Source organism: Terriglobia bacterium, assembly GCA_020072785.1.
In the GTDB taxonomy this organism is placed as follows: Bacteria; Acidobacteriota; Terriglobia; order Acidiferrales; family UBA7541; genus Acidiferrum.
Genome location: JAIQGG010000008.1, coordinates 39594 through 58344 on the forward strand (window position 1 = coordinate 39594; position 18751 = coordinate 58344).

General features: G+C 65.4%; 13 protein-coding genes. 2 read left to right on the forward strand and 11 right to left on the reverse strand.

Features of this window, described 5'->3' with window-relative positions; genetic code table 11:
* Nucleotides 1-9: 9 nt before the first annotated feature.
* Nucleotides 10-1167 carry an efflux RND transporter periplasmic adaptor subunit gene (locus LAN61_15230; GenBank protein ID MBZ5541868.1) on the reverse strand — a complete coding sequence of 386 codons (1158 nt, stop codon included), beginning with the start codon at nucleotides 1165-1167 and terminating at the stop codon, nucleotides 10-12.
* Nucleotides 1168-1463: 296 nt separating this feature from the next.
* On the reverse strand, nucleotides 1464-1988 hold the full coding sequence (locus LAN61_15235; protein ID MBZ5541869.1) for a flavin reductase family protein: 525 nt from the start codon (nucleotides 1986-1988) through the stop codon (nucleotides 1464-1466).
* 163 nt (nucleotides 1989-2151) lie between these two features.
* On the opposite strand from LAN61_15235, the gene npdG reads away from it, so the two are divergent.
* Nucleotides 2152-2829 carry an NADPH-dependent F420 reductase gene (npdG, locus tag LAN61_15240; protein ID MBZ5541870.1) on the forward strand — a complete coding sequence of 226 codons (678 nt, stop codon included), beginning with the start codon at nucleotides 2152-2154 and terminating at the stop codon, nucleotides 2827-2829.
* Nucleotides 2830-2883: 54 nt separating this feature from the next.
* On the opposite strand, the gene cofD is transcribed toward npdG, so the two are convergent.
* From cofD to LAN61_15285, 9 genes are all read right to left on the reverse strand, one after another.
* A complete protein-coding gene (gene cofD, locus LAN61_15245) occupies nucleotides 2884-3855 on the reverse strand; it encodes a 2-phospho-L-lactate transferase (GenBank protein ID MBZ5541871.1) in 972 nt (323 codons plus the stop codon).
* Nucleotides 3852-5108, reverse strand: coding sequence for a 7,8-didemethyl-8-hydroxy-5-deazariboflavin synthase CofG (gene cofG / locus LAN61_15250; protein MBZ5541872.1), 1257 nt, complete (start codon nucleotides 5106-5108; stop codon nucleotides 3852-3854). Before cofG ends, cofD begins: the two co-directional genes overlap by 4 nt.
* A gap of 10 nt (nucleotides 5109-5118) precedes the next feature.
* Complete coding sequence (gene cofE / locus LAN61_15255; protein ID MBZ5541873.1) at nucleotides 5119-5913, reverse strand: coenzyme F420-0:L-glutamate ligase; 795 nt, start codon at nucleotides 5911-5913, stop codon at nucleotides 5119-5121.
* A 226-nt stretch (nucleotides 5914-6139) separates the two neighbouring features.
* Entirely contained in the window at nucleotides 6140-8347 is a 2208-nt protein-coding gene (locus LAN61_15260) for a hypothetical protein (protein MBZ5541874.1), read from the reverse strand.
* A gap of 272 nt (nucleotides 8348-8619) precedes the next feature.
* Nucleotides 8620-10911: a hypothetical protein gene (locus LAN61_15265; GenBank protein ID MBZ5541875.1), complete on the reverse strand. Its 2292-nt coding sequence runs from the start codon at nucleotides 10909-10911 to the stop codon at nucleotides 8620-8622.
* Nucleotides 10912-11123: 212 nt separating this feature from the next.
* Nucleotides 11124-11798 (reverse strand): response regulator transcription factor, encoded by a 675-nt coding sequence (locus LAN61_15270; protein ID MBZ5541876.1) that lies wholly within the window; start codon nucleotides 11796-11798, stop codon nucleotides 11124-11126.
* A gap of 285 nt (nucleotides 11799-12083) precedes the next feature.
* A complete protein-coding gene (locus LAN61_15275; protein ID MBZ5541877.1) occupies nucleotides 12084-12503 on the reverse strand; it encodes a hypothetical protein in 420 nt (139 codons plus the stop codon).
* Nucleotides 12504-12727: 224 nt separating this feature from the next.
* A complete protein-coding gene (gene ggt / locus LAN61_15280) occupies nucleotides 12728-14416 on the reverse strand; it encodes a gamma-glutamyltransferase (GenBank protein MBZ5541878.1) in 1689 nt (562 codons plus the stop codon).
* Between the two features lie 115 nt (nucleotides 14417-14531).
* Nucleotides 14532-16154, reverse strand: a complete 1623-nt coding sequence (locus LAN61_15285) for an OmpA family protein (protein MBZ5541879.1) — start codon at nucleotides 16152-16154, stop codon at nucleotides 14532-14534.
* Nucleotides 16155-16405: 251 nt separating this feature from the next.
* Between LAN61_15285 and glgB the strand changes: the two genes are divergently transcribed.
* On the forward strand, nucleotides 16406-18658 hold the full coding sequence (glgB, locus tag LAN61_15290) for a 1,4-alpha-glucan branching protein GlgB (protein ID MBZ5541880.1): 2253 nt from the start codon (nucleotides 16406-16408) through the stop codon (nucleotides 18656-18658).
* The last annotated feature ends 93 nt before the right edge of the window (nucleotides 18659-18751 follow it).

The following is an 18751-nucleotide window of genomic DNA, read 5'->3' on the forward strand; positions in this document are numbered from 1 at the left end:
GGAATCCGCTCAGGAACCGGACTTCGGGGCGACGTGCGAGCCGTTGAGGAGCCGGAGCTGCCCGTCGGTCACCACGGTTTCGCCGGCGTGCAGCCCTGCTTCCACGATGGTTTCCCCGCCTACGGTGCGCCCCACGGTAACGTTGCGCATCTCCGCGGTGTTGTCGGGCTTGACCACGAAGACGAACGAGCCGCTCTGGCTAGTGCTGATCGCCTGCGACGGCACGACTAGGGCATGCGGCTGGGTCGTCAGCGTCAGGACCACGGTGACAAACTGCCCGGGCCACAATCGCCGCTGCGTGTTGGCAAAGGTGGCCTTCAGCCGGATCGTGCCGGTGGTGTAGTCCACGACGTTGTCCACAAAAGAGAGCGTGCCCTGTTCCGAGACATTCGGCTGATCAGGAATCATAGCCGTCACGCGCATTTTGCGCTCGGCGTGGTAGCGCTTGACGTCGGCAAGATTCTGCTCGGGAATCGCAAACGTCACATAAATGGGCGTGATCTGGTTGATAGTCACCAGAATGGGCACGTCGTTGGCCTTGGTCAGGTTGCCGGGGCGGACCAGCACGCTGCCCGTGCGCCCGTTGATCGGCGAGCGGATTTCGCAATACTGCAGATTCAGCCGCGCCGATTCGATGGCCGCGCGGTCGGACTGCACCACGGCTTCCTGTGCCTCGGCGTCGGCGCGTTGCGTGTCGTACTGCAGCTTGGGGACAATGCCCTGCTCGAAGAGGTTCTGATAGCGCTCGGCCAGCACGCGCGCATTCTGCGCTTTGGCCTGGTCGCGGGCGAGATCCGCCTGCGCCTGCTTCAAGGCCACTTCAAACGGGCGCTTGTCGATTTCGAACAGCAGCTCGCCCTTGTGGACGTCCTGGCCCTCCAGGAAATGCACAGCCATCACCGGGCCGGTCACCTGGGCCTTGATGGACACGCTGGCGAGGGCCTCCACATTCCCGATGGCGCGCAGCTCGACCGGAACGTCCTTCTCCACGGCCTGGGCGACCACCACCGGCACGGCGGGCGCTGCCGGAGCCGCGGCCTGCGGCTTCCCGCAGCCGGCAAACAACAGCGCGGCGAACCCCAGACCCACAGCGGCCAGCGCGGGGCGCCTTACGGCGGCAGGCAGCCGCCGGACATTTCGAAACAAGGTCGACCGCTTCGCGGTCATGCATACGATTGAGGGCATCATCTCGTCTTGATATCGGATTCGACTTGCGTCGGGAACGGCCTGGATCTCCGTCTGGACTTCCTGCTTAACCAGCAGTCACGGGCAGAAATATTCTCCTATCGCTCTTCCTACCACATAGATGCGGCCAGCAACGAACCGGTTTCATGAAATCCGCCCCTCTATCCAAGGGGCTGACCGCTGCGCTCCGGGACGCCTGGCGCCGCGCTCGATCCTTTCTTTCGCAACCCGATTGCGCCAGCCTGTAGCCCGGGCAAGCTCGTTTTCCGGGGTGAAGTTCAGGATTCCGGAGCGAGGCGTCGGTATTTGCCCCGGAAGAAGAGCAGCGGCTCCCCGCCCTGGATTTCCGCGCTTTGCACTTCGGCGACGAAGATGGTGTGATCGCCGGAAACATGTTTGGCTACCACCTGGCAGGCCATCTGCGCGATCGTCCCTTCCAGGAGTGGAATGCCGTTTTCCGTCCAACGGTAGCGGATTCCCAGCTTCTCTTCGGTTTCGAGACTCTTCTCGCTCCGCGAGAAATACCGCGAAAGGTCCTGCTGCTCCGCGGTAAGCACGGCAATGCCGAAACGTCGCTTCTTCTGCAGCAGCGGCAGCATCTTCGCCTGCTGGTCCACGCAGATCAGCACCAGCAGCGGCTCCAGGGAAACCGAAGTGAATGAATTTGCGGTCATGCCATGGACCTGGCTCCGCGGGGCCGCCCCGGAACTCGTTGTGTCCTCGACGGTAACGACCGTGACGCCGGTGGCAAACTGCCCCACGGCGCGCCGAAACTCTTCCGGTGTCGGTGTGCGTGTGTTCATCTGGATTTTTCACACCATACCATATCATCCGCCCCGGACGCGAAACCCGGCGCAAAACAGGCACGCGGAAGAAAACCCCGACTTCGCGTATAATCGGTGATTCTTTTCACCCCGCCGCGGGCCTCTGCTGCGGCGGAGCAAAGTACAAGGGGAGAAACCCATCATGTCACGCATCGTTTCCATTCTCGGCGGCACCGGACCCGAAGGTTCGGGGCTCGCTTATCGCTGGGCGCGCGCCGGCGAGCACATTGTCATCGGCTCGCGCGACGCGCAGCGCGCCGCCGAAGCCGCGCGGCAACTCAAGGCCCGCATCGGCGCCGCCGCCAGCGTGGAGGGTGCGGACAACGCCGCCGCCGTGGCCAAGGGCGACATCGTGGTGCTCACCGTGCCCTTCGCCGGCCACGCCGCGCTGCTGAAATCGCTCAAAACCGCCTGGAAGCCCGGCGCTATCGTCATCGACACCACCGTGCCGCTGGCCGCCACTGTCGGCGGGCCTCCAACGCGCATGCTCGGGGTCTGGCAGGGTTCCGCGGCGCAGCAGACGCAGGAGCTCGTCCCCGCGGGCGTCTCCGTCGTCGCTGCGTTTCAGAACCTCGGCGCGGAGATCCTGGCCACCGATGCGCCGGTGGATTGCGACGTTTTGGTGTGCAGCGACGACGAAAAGGCTAAGCAGGCGGCCTCCGAGCTGGCGCTGAAGATTCCCGGCGCGCGCGCGCTCAACGGCGGCAAACTGGAAAACGCGCGCATCGTGGAATCGCTGACCGCGCTGCTGATCGGGTTGAATATCCGTTACAAAGTGCACAGCGCGGGGATTCGCTTTACCGGACTGCCGGTGAAGTAGTTGACCGCTTTGCGGTCACGCATGAAGTTGATCGCTTCGCGGCCGCGCACCACGTTATAACGCGAGGAGCGCGCGGGCGAGTTTGCGCTTCTGCGCCAGCGTGCTCATCACCGTGGGGATCACCGCTACCTCCATCCCCAGCGAGCGGATCGAGGTAGCCTGCGCCCGGTCCGCGGGATCCACCACAAACGTACCCGTGAAATCGGCGTAGAGCCGCGCCACCCCGCGCGCGGAAACTTCGTAGCCCAGTTGCGCCAGCATGCGGTCTGAGGGGCCCTTCAGCGACTTCCCCCCGACGATCGGGCACACCGCGACCACGTCCTTCTTGCGCGCCTGCAGCGCCTCGCGCACTCCCCGCACCGCCAGGATTGGTCCGATGCTGATCAGCGGATTGCTCGGGCAGATGATGATCCGCTGCGCCTCGCGAATGGCTTCCAGCACGCCCGGGGCGGGCGCAGCAGTTTCCACGTTTTCGAAGCGGATGCCGCGCACCACCGGCTCGGCGCGGCGTTTCACCAGATACTCCTGAAAGTGCAGCGGCCCCTCGTTCGAATCGATGATCGTGGGCACCGGCTGGTTGGACATCGGCAGGATGCGCGACTTCACTCCCAGCGCGAGGCGGATCGCCTGGGCCGCCTCGGCCAGCGTCCTCCCCTCGGCGAGCAGCGCGGTGCGGTGGAGGTGCGTGGCGAGATCGCGGTCGCCGAGGTTGAACCATCCCTCGCGGCCGTACGCGCGCAGCCGCTCCAGCACGTGAAATGTCTCCGCCGGAAAGCCCCAGCCCTTGGCCGCGTCCACGATCCCGGCCAGCGTGTAGGTGACGATGTCCAGGTCCGGCGAGATGCGCAGCCCGTGCAGGACGATGTCGTCGCCCGTATTCACAATGACGTCCAGCTTGACCGGGTCGCACACCGCATACAGCCCGAGCAGAAGCTTCGAGGCGCCCACGCCGCCAGCCAGCGCGGCAAGTTTCAGGGATGGCCGCCGCGCCCGCGGCACTTTTTTCCTCCCGGAGACGCCGCTCATGCCTTCCCCTGTACTACGGGCGTGCCACCCCGCAGGGCCACGGCGTCTTCGCGCGCGTAGCCCTCGCCATCTGTAAGGCGCAGCGCGCGCTCGCGCACGGCTGGCGCGAGAAACTCCGGGCGCGCCAGATACTCGGGATAGAGCGCCAGGCGCTCGCGCAGTGTGAAGCCGCGCGCCGCGCTCTCCTGGTGCAGGCGCGCGATCTGCGGCCAGGCCGCTTCGGGATTGATGAAGTCGCGCGTCACCGGCGAAATGCCGCCCCAGTCGTTGATCCCGGCATCGAGCAAGCGCGGAAAATCGCCGTAGCTGAGGTTGGGCGGCGCCTGCAGGTTCATCTCCTCGCCGAGCACCAGGCGCGCGATGGCTACCGTGCGCAGCATCTCCTCAAGCGTGGGATCGGGGTGCCCGGCCATGGGAATATCGGGCTTGGCGCGAAAATTCTGCACGATCACTTCCTGGATGTGGCCGTAGCGCTCGTGCAGCGCGCGGATCGCCAGCAGCGAATTCACGCGCTCTTCCGGCGTCTCGCCGATGCCGATGAGAATCCCCGTGGTAAAGGCCATGGAGAGCCGCCCCGCCTCTTCGATCGTGCGCAGCCGTACCGCGGGAACCTTGTCCGGGGCCTCCGCGTGCGGGCCGCCGTCGCGCACTAGCCGCGGACTGACGTTTTCCAGCATCAGGCCGACGCTGGCGTTCGATGCGCGCAGGCGCTCCAGCGCCGCGCGGTCCATCACCCCGGGATTGGCGTGCGGCAACAGGCCGGTTTCCTCCAGCACCAGCTCGCACATCGCCGCAAGGTAATCGAGCGTGCGCGCAAAGCCCTGCCCGCGCAGAAACTCGCGCGCCTCGGGAAAGATGCGCTCCGGCTGGTCGCCCAGGCTGAAGAGCGCCTCCTTGCAGCCGGCCTCCCGCGCGGCCTCCGCCGCGGACAGGACTTCCTCCGGGGTCATGAAGTGCGCACCGGGCTCGCCGGGATCTTTGCGGAAGGTGCAGTAGCTGCAGTAATCGCGGCAAAGCGTGGTCAGCGGAAGGAACACCTTTTTCGAAAAGGTGACGATGCGGCCCTTGCGCCGCGCGCGCACCTGGGACGCCGCGCGCAGCAGCTCTTCCGTGGGCGCCTGCGTGTAGAGAAACAGCGCCGCCTCGCGCGCCAGTCCGCGGCCTTCGCAGGCGCGCGCCAGGGCGGCATCCAGTGTTTGCTGATCCGCCGGCTTGGCGCCCGGCTGCGCTCCGTTTTGCAGACCCGTATTCATCCCATCTCGTTCAGCGGAAGAGGTCCTCGCGCGCCGGGCGGATGATCTTCGCCGCGGGCTCCGACGCCGGCGCAAACGGATATCCGCGGATGACCACCGCCGGCACGCCCTCGGCCTTGCCCATCAGCAGCCCGGCCGCGGCGGCCAGTTCATCGGCCACCGCCAGAATCGTAGCATGCAGGCGCTTGCCGGTGCGGTCCCGCTCCCCGCGCAGGTCGCGCAGCACCGGGAGCCCCGCGGCGCCGATAGCCACGTTCACCAGGCCTAACCGCCAGGCGCGGCCAAAGGTGTCGCTAATGATCACCGCGACGCGTTTCTTGGTGCGCTTGCGCAGGGCCGCGGCCAGCCGCTTTGCCGAAGCGTCCGGGTCCCGCGGCAGCAGGGACACCACATTGCGCCCCGGCACGTTGGAACGGTCCACCCCGGCATTGGCGCAGACGAAGCCGTGGTGCGTCTCCACAATCAGCGCATGCGGGCTTTCGCGCACGATGCGCCGCGTCTCGCTCAGCACCACCTCGACAAACCGCGGATCGCTGTGCAGCGTCTTGCCCAGCGCGCGCGCCGCCGCGGACGGCCGCACCTGCGCCAGCGCCACGATGCACCCCTCGGCCTTGGAAACGATCTTCTGCGCCACGACCAAAACGTCGCCGTCTTCGAACGCCAGTCCTTGTTTCCGGGCGGCGCCGGCGATCGCGCTGGCCAGATCATCGCCCTTGCGGATCTCGGGCATCCCCGGCAAAGCAAGGAGCTGCACGGTGTCTTTCGGCCGGAGACCGGCGGCAACAGGTTTGATGGGTGCGCGCATGGCAAAGAACAAAATTGTACGCGAGCGGCGGGCGCAATTCACGCGGGAAAGCGGGCGCGAAAAACAAAACGGACGAAGCGCCGGTTGAACGTCCGGCGCCTCGTCCGCTTGGCTCGCGGGCTCGGCCAGTGGGACAGACACTGCTTCTGAGCGAAGTTGCAGCATTCCGGTCTGTCGCGTCTCCTCTGCGCGCCAGACCGCAGGAGCACAGCCAGGAATGCCTGTCCTACCGGTTGTCCTTGCGCTCGGAAGCCGGCGGCTTTTCCTTCTGCTTTTCCTTCTGTTTTTCCTGAGCCTTGTTCTTCTGCTGCTCTTTCTGCCGCTCCTTCTGCTGCTGACGTTGTGCCTGCTGGTCCAGCTTCTGCCGCTCGCGTTGCTGGCGTTCTTGCAGCTTCTCCTGTTCCTGCTGATGCTTCTGCTCCAGCCGCCGCTGCTGCTCCTCGTACTTCTGCCGTTCCCGCGTTTCACGTTCGATCTGCTGCGGGGGCTTCGGCGGACGGTCCACACGCTCGCTCGGCCGCGGCTGCTGCGGGCGCTCCTGGCTTCGGACCGGGGGAGGTGGCGCCGGCGTTACGGGCTTCTCCGGCTGTGCGGGCCTTGCTGCTTCGGGCTGTGCCGGCGGAGTCGGAGCCATTGGACGCTGCGCCGCGGGCGGCCGGCCCTCACGGATGCGCTCCGAGGGAGGTGGCTCCTGTGGTGCTGGTCTCTCCGGCTGCGCGGGCCTTGCCGTTTCGGGCTGCGCGGGTTGTATGGGAGCTTCCGGCGGCTTCACGGGCGGCTTCACCGGTGGCCTCGCCTGCGGCATCTCCCTCTGTTCCGGCCTCCTGGGCCGCGGCCGTGCCACCTTCTCTACCGGGACGGGCTTCGGAGCGGGCGGAGCGACGCGGACATTGGGGCGTGGAGCCTGCTGTTCAGCCGCCGGGCGCAGTCTCCTCATCTCTTCCGGATCGAGCGGCCGGCCTTGATTCGTCTGAAGCGCCTTTTGCTGCGCGGTGAACGGCACAGGCCGCGGCGGAGGCGGCGTCTTGGCGACCACCTCGCGATTCTGCAGCCTGGCAGGCGGCCGTGCCACGTTCGCTCCTTCCGCGCCTGCGCCGAAAACGCTCCTCTGCTCTGGCGCAATTGCGGCCCCCGGGCTCACCGGAGCCGACCTGATCTCTCGCTCGTTCACGCGCACGGCATTCCGGGACACCGGCTGCGCCGAAGCAAATACGTTCCGCGGCACGGCCGTCACCGCCCCGGGCGCGTCCCGGTTCACGTAGTGGATATCCATCACCTTCTTCGCCGTGTAGTTGTTATAGACATTCGTGACATAAACGTTGTTGACCGTCGTGTTCGTCACGTTGACGTTCGTCACGTAGGTGCGGCTCACCCGGTACGGCGGAATATAGACTTCCCGCGGGCCCAGTGGGAACCACGCCACTCCCCCGCCACGCCCAAACGTCAGCGTCAAGCTGAAGCGCGGTCCGCCCACCCAGGCGACCAGCGCGGGCGCGTACACCGGCCGCGCCACATGCGGGCAAGGTATCCAGCCCCAGCGGCCGCGCCAATGGACCCAGCGGCCATAGTGGAACGGTGCAAATCCCCACGGCGCGTCATCCACCCAGGTCCAGCCCCAGGGCCAGATCCACACCCAGTGGCCGAAGCGATACGGCGCCCAGCCAACGGCGACCGTGGTGGGCATCCAGATGTACCCGTAGTCGGGCGCCGTCACCCACTCGCCGTATTCGTCCAGATCTTCGTAGCCGATCACGTCGCGGGAAACGTAGCGCGTGGAGAGCGCGCGATCCTCGCGGCGATCCCGGTCGCGGCACCACTCGTCGAAATCATCGTAGCCGCCCGCGTCATCCACGTCGGCCGTCAATTGCTCCGTGCCGGTAAAGGTGGCCCGCTGATCGGCATGCACGGTAAGCGCCTGGCCGCCCCCGGTCATTTCGCCATCGCCGTCGCGCACGGTGATGATGGTCGCATCGCCGGTTTCATTTACCTCAATGCGGTATTCGCCGGGTCGCAGGAGTGAGAACGCCAGATTGGGCGTATCCACCTCAAACATCTCGTCGGGATCGAGCTGCCGCAGACGCACGCTGATGACGCCTTCGGTCAAGCGGATCTGCACAATGCGGTCGGTCAAATTCAGGAAACTGAAACCCGTTTCGCCTTTCAGCCGGATCGCTGCGGAACCCATGTGCAGCTCGGCGCGCGCGTCCCGGTCGGTCCAGAGCTTGTCCCCGGTCGTGATCGGCCGATTGACGACTGCGGAGACCCAATCGTCGGTCCCCGCCGGTTGGAATGATATTTGACCTTTGGTGTAGCTCAGCCGGGCTATGCGGCCGGGAGGATCATCTACGTCAGCCGCAGCGCGCTGCGGTGTCAGAAGGACCACAGCCAGCGCCACGCCGAGCAGGCTTGCCCATTTCCACAGGTGCTTCCTCATTTTGACTCCCCTCACGGCCCCTCCGGTCAGCTTCCCGAGGAGCCGCACGGCTCCGTCTGCTTCTCCAACGAATTTGGTATGGGGCCGCCGCGCGCGTCCGGAGCCGGCGTCCTGCGGCAAGATGCCCTTACGCCGTCAGCATACTCCTGTTCATACCAACACGCAGTGGGACAAAGAGTTGTGGGTGCATCGGGAGGTGGATTCGGGTTCAAGGGACCCGCCAGAGGCCCCCGGGGACCGGGGGCCTCTGGAGAAGCTGGCTATCCGTTACTTTAGTGGGGACTGCGGTTCGACCCGCCCGAGCCACGCGAAGATGGTGCGGAAGAACCGCGCGAGCCGCCACCGGAGCTGCCACGCGGGGCGGAGTAGCCGCGGCCAGAACCGCCGGAACTCCGCGGCGGTGCCGAGTAGGAGCGCTCGCGCGGCGCGGAATACGTCCGCGGAGCCGAGTACGTACGCGGTGCGGGCGCCGAATAGCGCGGGCTGTCCGGCACGCGCGACCCCCGGTCATACGAAGGCGCTGGGCGCGAGTACACCGGCGGCTCATACGAGCGGCTTGGCCGCTCCACGGAGCGTTGCGCCGGGCTGTTTTCGTAGCGCGGTTGTGGCGCGCCTCGCTCGTACGACCGCTCATTTCTCGGTGACGTCTGCGGCGCTCTGGACGCGCCACGGTCCACGTTGCCCATGGGCCGAACGTCGGACACGCCAGCAGCCGAGCCGCCGCCGCGCGCCCACGGCGGACGATCGGCTTGGGTCATGCTCCCTGCGCGCATGCGCGGTGTTCCGGCGGGTTGCGATGCGGACGCCCGCTGGCTGTACCGTGCGTCATTATTCTGCACGCTCGGCGGCACGCCCGAGCGGACGCCGCCCGAATTGCGCACCTGCGACTGCGGCGAGATCATCGCGCCGCGGCTGTTCTGTCCGTAGCGCTGCGGCTTGTCCGTCGCCAGCTCGCGCTGCCGCGGCGACATCGGCGCCACGTCCGGCACCCCGGAACGCCCGGCTCTTGGCCCAACAGTGGGCCCGGCCTGGGGCCTGCCGAGCGGCCCGGCGTTTGGTGCTGCCGTCGGAGCGCGCTTCGCCGTCGGCCAGCCTGCATTGGCCGAACGCACGGGGAGATTGCGTGCCGCCGTGGCGGGCTGGGTACGCGTGAAGACCGCGCGGTTTTCGATGGCCCTCGGCGGCATCGCCACGCGCGCGCCTGCCGATGCGCCCAGCATGCTGCGCTGCGTCGGCACCGGCATGTTGGCCAGCCCGCGCGGATTGATTTGTGCGTTGCGCAACTCCCCCGGCGTCAGACGCAGCGCCGCACGATTCACGGCTTGGGCGTTGACGAAGGTGCGCTGCGGCACCGCCGTCACGGCATTGACGTTCCGCGCGTTCGCGTAATGAAAATTCCTCCCGCCGTTCCCATTGATGATGTTGATGTTGTTGATCGTGGTGTTGGTGACGTTGACCCGCGTGATGTAGTTCCTGCTGGAGCGATACCAGGGATGGTACGGTTCGCCATAGCCCAGCGGGAACCAGCCCACTGCCCCGCCCCAGCCGCCGCCGAAGCCCAGCGAAACACCCCAGTGCGATCCGCCGATGAAGGCCACCAGCGCCGGCGCATATACCGGTCGCACATACATCGGGCCGGGGCACCAGCCCCAGCTGTTGCCGACATAGGCCCAGCGGCCGTAGTGGAACGGCGCAAAGCCCCACGGCTCGTAGTCAATCCACGTCCAGCCCCACGGGCCCACCCACGACCAGTAGCCATAGCGATACGGCGCCCAGCCCGCCGCTACCCCCGTGGGATACCACATCGGCCCGTAGCCTGGCACCACCCGCCAGGAGCCGTAATCGTCGAGATCTTCGTAGCCCACTACGTCGCGCGAAACGTAGCGCGCGGAAACCGAGCGCTCCTCGCGCACGTCGCGCTCCATCGCCCAGCGGTCAAACTTGTCCGGGCGCGGCGCCGGCAACACGCTGTATTCCAGCTTCTCTGTGCCCCGGAATTCTGCGCGTTCGCCTTCGCGCACCTTGTAGCTGCTCCCGCCGGCGGTGATCTCACCCTCGCCGCGGAAGACGCTCACCCCGGTGAAATCTCCGGCTTCGTTTACGTCCACGCGGAAGTCTCCCGCCTGGGTCACCGTAAACGCCAGGTTCGGCGTGTCCACTTCATCGAGATCGCCGCTGCGCAGTTCGCGCACCCGAAAATTGATCGCGCCTTCCGCCATGCGCATCTGCGTGGTGCGTTCATCCAGGTTGAGGAAAGAGAGCGCGGTGCTGCCGTCCAGGTGAATAGCCGCCGAGCCAGCTTGCAACTCAACCCGCGCGTCGGAGTCGCTCCACAGGCGGTCCCCGACGGTCACCGGGCGGTTGATCACCGCATTGCCCCACTCGCCCTCCCCGCCGGGCTGGAAGGAGACCGATCCATGCAGATAACTGATACGCGCCACGCGTGTGGGTGGATCGTTTTCGTCCGCACGGGCTGCGCTGGCAAAGCTCAGTAAACAGGTAAGACCCAGGACCGGGGCCAAAAGCATGGCCGGCAGTATCTTAGGGATGAAGGCGTTCTTCATTGCAATCCCCCTCTTCTCGGCACTGGCTGAGAGCGGCCGAAACGAGTATCTCGCCACTTCTATCCACCTAAACCCGGCCGGGGGAAAGAAGTTGCCGCTGAAAATAGGCCGGAACCTAATAAATGCAGGATAAAAAGGGGGTTAGGCCAGCAAAATACTAGTACTCGCTAGGCAGACCACCCTTGAATCCTCATCCCGCACGCCCTCTGTCCCTACCTGCCCCCGCCAATCTGATAACCTACACCCCGCACAGTGCGGATAAGCGGTCGGGGAAAGCCTTCGTCCACCTTGCCGCGAACGTAGTTAATGTACACGTCCACAACGTTGGTGGGTGCTTCGCCCTTTAAACCCCAGACCTGCTCCACGATCGAGGTGCGGTTCACCGGCTGCCCGGAGTGCTGCATCAGGCACTCCAGCAGTGCGAATTCCTTGGGGGTGAGCTCGATGGGCCGCCCGCCGCGCTGCACCTTGCGCTCCACGCGGTCCAGTTCGAGATCCTCCACCTGCAGATGAACGGAAAGCGGGCGGCTGCTGCGGCGCAGCAGCGCGCGGACGCGCGCCGCCAGCTCTGCGAAGGAAAAGGGCTTGCCCAGATAGTCGTCCGCGCCGGCATCGAGCCCGCGCACCCGCGCGTCCACGGGCGAATCGCCGGTCACGATGAGCACGGGCAGATCAGGCTTGCGTTCGCGGATGTGCCGGAGGACGCCGAGGCCGCTTTCCCCGGGCAACCCCAAATCCAAAATGAGCAGATCGAAGAGCTGCTCTTCGGCGCGGCGCCGCGCTTCGAGACCGTCGGATACGACCTCCACCGTGAAATGTTCCTGCTGGAGGCGATCCTTTAGAAATTCCGCTAGCGGCTGATCATCTTCCGCAACAAGGATTCGCATGGTCGGACACTTCTGCTTGCAAGGCTTTCTGGAAGGGGGACAACCCAAGTGTGGCCGCTTGCCCCACGGAAGTCAACGCGGAGTGCGCCCGCACCCCGCGGCGGAGATGGCCGGCGGCAACTCTCCTGAAAACTTTTTCTGGCGGCATTTCCGTTGCCGCCTCAGGGCGCCTAACTGCCTCGCATTCATTACTTCCGCCGGCGCAAACATAGAATTCAACTGCGTTCCCTCAGCGTGCTGGACAGGATCACCGAACGCTCCGGCCGGACTGGCAAGGGATCTCTCTTAAGAGTGCGAAACGAAAATGGAAAATTTCTTACTAACCGCGGAGAACTGAGTGAGGAAAGTTTTACCCAGCGCTGCCGTGCGCCGTTGGAACGTCATCTCGCAGATACCCTTGCCGCACGGAAACTGAAAGAGGATGCGGTGTCCCGGAGCAATCTTGGCCCGCGGACTCTCCTTCTTGTCGGCCAGCACCAGCCACTCCCCGATCACCAGGTAACTTCCTTCCCGCCCGTGGATTTCATACCGCCCATCCTCGGTCAGGATCAGCGGCTGGCTCTTGCACGGCACCGCCTTCCCTCGAATTTTGGCGCTCACACACTGATAGCGCCCGGATACCTTTGCCTGGGCGCGGCTGCACGGCGCCTGCAGAAAAAATGAGACGCCGAGAACAACCAGGATGGTCGAAGCGAGCCGGGGCATGGGAAGGCAAACCTCCCGGCCGAGTCGCAGCTTTCCGAGCGCGAACCCGGGCGCCCAACGTACTGCAAGACCCGTTCCACACCGGCCCGCAATTATCTGCTTTATTCAAAACAGTTTAGAGATACACGCAGGATTCTCAACCGCCCGGGCAACGGAACAGTGCTTCCTACCTGCATACTACGAGAAACCATTTGCCCTCTCCCGGGCCATCCCGGCCCCGGTTCCTACTCCGCAGGAAGCTCCGCCACCGCAGCTCCATCCTTGCGTGGGTCCGACGCCCCATAGTTCACCCCCGCCGCAAAATCCCGCAGCACCGCCTGTCCTCCCCCCACCACGCTCCCGGCAAACGCTCCGCGCAGTTCGATCTGGTGCCCCTTGGCCGCCAGCGCCGTCCGCTCCTTCTCCGCAATGCGGTTCTCCATCGCCACATCGCAGCCCGCGAAGGTGTGCTTGCTGAATCTCGGCGCTTCCAGCGCCGCCTGTATGTTCATCTTGAAATCCACCACGTTGGCCACGAACTGCGCGTGCGCTTGCGATTGGTTCCACCCGCCCATGATCCCGAACGCGATCCGCGTCTCGCCTTTTTCCGCGAACGCCGGAATGATCGTGTGCAGCGGCCGCTTCCGCCCCGCCAGCGCATTGGGCGTCCCCGCCTCCAGGTTGAACAGCGCCCCGCGGTCTTGCAGCGCAAATCCCGTCCCCGGCGCCACCATCCCCGATCCGAAATGTTCATAGTTGCTCTGGATCAGCGACACCATGTTCCCCTCGCGGTCCACCACGCTCAGGTACGTCGTCTCGCTTCCCCCGCGAATCTCTCCCGCCCCCACATTACAATTGGCGTGCTCCGCATCGATCCGTTTCGCCCGCTCCGCCGCCCACTCCTTCGACAGCAGTGTCCCCACCGGCAGCTTCTGTCCCCGCGGCTCCCCGATGTACCGCGCCAGATCCGCGTATGCCAGCTTCTTCGCCTCGATCATCGCGTGCAGCGCCTTCGCCGAGCCGAACCCGTACTCCCCTAGCGGAAACGTCTCCATAATGTTGAGCATCTCCAGCGCCGCCAGCCCCTGCCCGTTCGGCGGAAGCTCGTACACCGTCCACCCGCGGTACGTCGTGGCGATCGGCTCCACCCATTCGCTCGAATACTCCGCCAGGTCCTCGGCGGTCATCGTCCCGCCGTGGCTCTTCATCATCGCCAGAATTTTTTTCGCAATCGCTCCCTTGTAGAATGCGTCGCGCCCCTGCTCCCCAATCTGCTGCAGCGACCACGCCAGATCCGGATTGCGGAATACTTCGCCGATGCGCGGCGCGCGCCCCTGCATCAGATAGGTGGCCGCGGCGGCTTCGTTCTTCTGCAGAAGTTCAATAGACTCACCCCAGAAGCCGGCAGTCAGCTCCGTCACCGGGAAACCCTCCTGCGCCGTGCGCACCGCCGGCCCCAGGTCCTCCCCCAGCTTCTTCCGCCCAAACCGCTCCGCCAGTTTCTGCCAGCCATCCACCACGCCCGGCACCGTGATCGCCTGCACCCCGAACTGCGGCATCTCCGTAAATCCCTGCTGGCGCAGAAATTCGATGCTCAGCCCCTTCGGCGCCCACCCGCTGGCGTTCAATCCATAGAGCTTCCCGCTCTTCGCCTCATAGTAAATGACGAACAGATCCCCGCCGATCCCGTTCATCATCGGCGCCACCACGCCCATCATGGCGTTCGCCGCGATCGCCGCATCCGCCGCGTTCCCCCCGCGCTCCAGCATCCGCGCCCCGGCCTGCGCCGCCAGCGGCGATTCCGCCGCCACGATCCCGTCGCGCGAGATCACCATCGACCGCCCCTGCTCCCGGTCCTGCCCTTTCGCCATCGGTATCACCGCCATCCCCGCCGCCAAGCACAGAAAAACAATCAGCCTGCGAGAGTTACGCATGTTTCTCCTCTGTCTTTTCACCCGCGTTTCGCATTCTACATCCGTCACGCAAAAAGCCGGGAGCCTTCTCCGGCTCCCGGCCTCCCGGGCCTTGCCATCACCGTTGATTCCACACCTACTGCCGCGCCAGCTCCACCCTCCGGTTCCGCGCGCGCCCCTCCATCGTCTCGTTCGTGTCGGCAGGCCGCGAGGCTCCGTAGCCCGCCGTCGTCAGGTTGTTGGCTGGAATGTGGTAATCCTCCACCAGCGTTTTCTTCACCGCCGCCGCACGCTGCTCCGACAGTCCCTGGTTGAACGCGTCTCCGCCCACGTTGTCCGTGTGCCCTTCCACGCGCAGCACCCAGTCCGGATGCGCCTTCATCACTTCCGCGATTTCATCCAGCGTCGGCTTCGATTGCGGCCGGATCTTTGCGCTCGCGAAGTCAAAGTAGATGCCGTAGACCTTGACGTTTTCCTTCTTGGCCAGCTTCTCCTCCATCTGCTGAGCCTCCGTCGACCCGTTCCCCTCATTCTTTTCCGCGGGGGCATACCGGATGTTCACCACCTGCAGCCGGTCCGTGTCTCCCAGCTTCCAGGCCAGCGACAAGGGATTATCCGGATCATCCAGGAAATAGAAATCGGCCTTCGTATCGTCATCCGAGGTGCACGTCGCCCGCACCGCCGGCAGCTCCACCGGTTCGTTGTTCAGCAGCACCGGAAACGCCGCGTCCTTATCCCCCACGCGTTTCAATTGGCAGCTCGCTTTCGACAGTTTCTCCATCTCGGCCTTCGACTTGGCCATCTCCTCCTTGTCCTTCGCGTTGCCTCCCATGCCGTCCGTCATCGCGCCGATCCCGTTCAGCAGACCGCCCAGCGCTCCCATCAACCCTCCCTGCTGGTAGCGGAACGCCGTCTCTCCCTTGGTCTTCAGGTCATTCAGTACCGCCGCCGAAACCCCGATCGCTGTCGAGCCCGGCAGCGTTTCCGGCATGCGTTCCCCGAAATTCTGCTGATACTCCCGCGCATTCTGCAGATCCTCGCGCAGGATCCGCCGTGACGCGTGCACCGGCTGGTTTCCGGGCTTCGGCTTGGCCCCGCCGGCGGACTCCTCCTTCGCGAACGGGTTCTCCGGTTCCGGAACGTTGTCCGCCGAATACTTCAGGGTCACGCTGTCGTTCGTCACGCTCACGATTTCCTTGATCGACTCGTAGTCGCCGGCATACTGCGCTACCGCGGTGACCACCGTCAGCCCTTTGCGCAGCGGTACCAGCTCTGTCCCCGCCCCGGCACCGCCATTCCCCGCAGCCCCGGAAAGCGCACCGCCCGCTGGCACTCCTGCCGCGCCCGGCCACTCCTTGAACTCCGGAAACGCCTCCTTCAGCTTCTTCGACTCGCCCCCCGCCGGTGCTTTCCCCCCCAGCGCCTCCGCCATCTTCCCGATGTCGTTCGACTTGTAGGCCTGCTTGATCTCGTCCGCCTTCTTCTTCGCCCGGTACCCCACATAGACCAGGCCGCCAATCACCGCCACCAGCAGGAACACGAAGATCCCGGCCAGCACCAGCGCAACCTTGCCGCAGCCGCTCCCCTTCGCCGCGCCCGGCGCACCCCCTGGTGCGCCCCCTGTAGCGCTGCCCGCAGCAGCCGGCGCACTCCCGCTCCCTGCCGGACTCGTCTGCGCCCCCGCATCCAGCGGCCCGCCGCACGACTGGCAGAATCGCGTTCCCCCATCCGCCTTCGCTCCGCACTTCGGACAGAACATGGCCAGGACTCCCCCCGGTCAATTTTGTGCGCGCACTATACATCACCCGCCGCCCGTTTCCCACACTTTGCCTTCGCCACCGCTCTCCCCTCCTGCTACCCCTTTCTCCGCACACCCTCGCACCGGAACGTTTGGCAATTCCCCCGCAACACCCTAGAATTGATTGCTGGAGGCGGCAGGGCCCGCAGCACGCCGCGTCCATCTTCGTCCCGGAGTCACCCCCAGTGCCGGAGCCACGCACACCAGCGCCAATGGAACGCCAGCCCGGCACACCTGCGCCGCACAGAAAATCACCGCTCGACGCTCAGATCGACGCCCTGCTCCTCGGCCGCAACTCCGATCCCTTTGCCCTGCTCGGCCCGCACCCTGCAACAGCTCCCGGCGACCGCGTCTGGTCCGTGCGCTTCTTCCTCCCCTGGGCCGAGGAAGCCAGCGTCCTCGTGGAAGGCACAGCGCGCGCCGTCCAAGCCCGCCGCCTCCGCCCCGAAGGCTTCTTCGAAGCCCTCGTCACCGGCCCGCCGCAGGGCGCCCTGCAACCCGCCGGCTACCGCATCCTCTACCGCGCCAACTTCGGCGAACGCTTCGAACTCCATGACGCTTACGCCTTTCCCTTTCTCCTCTCGGACCTCGACCTGCACCTCATGGGCGAAGGCCGCCACTACGACACTTACGAAAAACTCGGCGCGCACCTGCACACCCTCGCCGGCGTTTCCGGCGTGCACTTCGCCGTCTGGGCTCCCAGCGCCCGCCGCGTCAGCGTCGTCGGCGACTTCAACCGCTGGGACGGCCGCGTCCATCCCATGCGCCCCCGCGGCTCCTCCGGCATCTGGGAGCTCTTCGTTCCCGGCCTCGCCGAAGGCGCCATCTACAAGTTCGAAATCATCTCCCCCGCCGATGAATTGCTTCCCCTCAAAGCCGATCCCTACGCCTTCCGTTCCGAACTCCGCCCCAACACCGGCTCCGTCGTCGCCCGCATGGACATCCACCCCTGGGCCGATGCCGGCTGGATGCGCCAGCGCGAGCAGAAGAACTGGTTCGAATCCCCCATCGCCATCTACGAAGTGCATCTCGGTTCCTGGCGCCGCGTCCCCCACGAAGAACACCGCTGGCTCACCTATCGCGAACTCGCCGACCAGCTCATCCCCTACGTCAAGGAGATGGGCTACACGCACATCGAATTGCTTCCCGTCATGGAACACCCCTACGACGGTTCCTGGGGTTACCAGACCCTCGGCTATTTCTCCGCCACCAGCCGCTTCGGCTCCCCCGCCGACTTCATGGAGTTTGTGGACCGCTGCCACTGCGCCGGCATCGGCGTCCTCCTCGACTGGACTCCCGCCCATTTCCCCCGCGACGAGCACGGCCTCGCCTTCTTCGACGGCTCCCATCTTTACGAGCACTCCGACCCGCGCAAGGGCGCGCACCCGGATTGGGGCACCCTGATCTTCAACTACGGCCGCAACGAGGTGCAGAACTACCTCATCTCCAACGCCCTCTTCTGGCTCGACAAATACCACATCGACGGCTTGCGCGTGGATGCCGTCGCCTCCATCCTCTATCTCGATTACTCCCGCAGCGAAGGCGAATGGATCCCCAACGAATTCGGCGGCCGCGAAAATCTCGAAGCCATCTCCTTTCTAAAGCACCTCAACGAAGTCGCCCACTCCCGTTTCCCCGGCGTCCTCACCATCGCCGAGGAGTCCACCTCCTGGCCGGGCGTTTCCCGCCCCACTTATCTCGGCGGCCTCGGCTTCAGCCTCAAGTGGAACATGGGCTGGATGAACGACACTCTCAAATACTTTTCCGCCGACCCCATCCACCGCAAATACGAACACAACAACCTCACCTTCTCCATGCTCTACGCCTTCAGCGAAAACTTCATCCTGCCTTTCTCCCACGATGAAGTCGTCCACGGCAAAGGCTCCCTGCTCAACAAAATGCCCGGCGACTTGTGGCAGCAGTTCGCCAACCTCCGCCTCCTCTACGGCTACCAGTACGCCCACCCCGGCAAAAAGCTCCTCTACATGGGCGGCGAATTCGGCCAGCGCCCCGAATGGACCGAAGCTGCCAGCCTCGACTGGCATTTCCTCCAGTACGACTCCCACCGCGGCGTCCAGAAGCTCGTCGCCGATCTCAACCGCCTCTACGCCTCTGAGCCCTCTCTCCATCAGGTCGAATTCGACTGGCACGGCTTTCAATGGATCGACTGCCACGATGCCGATAACAGTGTTTTCTCCTTCCTCCGCCTGGGCAAGAATCCCCGCGATTTCATGGTCGTCGTCGTCAATTGCACTCCCGTCGTCCGCGATGCCTATGGCATCGGCGTCCCCCACCCCGGCTTCTACCAGGAGATCCTCAACACCGACTCCGCCCTCTACGGCGGTTCCAACGTCGGCAATCGCGGCGGCGTCGCCGCTTCCTCCGAACCCTGTCACGGCCACCCCTTCTCCCTCCGCGTCACCTTACCGCCCCTCGCCGCTCTCTTCTTCAAGTGCCAACCGTAGCTCTCCCGTAGCGCCGGCATGCAGCCGGCGGTTTTTCTTTTCCGTGGCGGCCACCGGCATATATCCCGGCGCAATCGGAGGACTGCGGCTTTC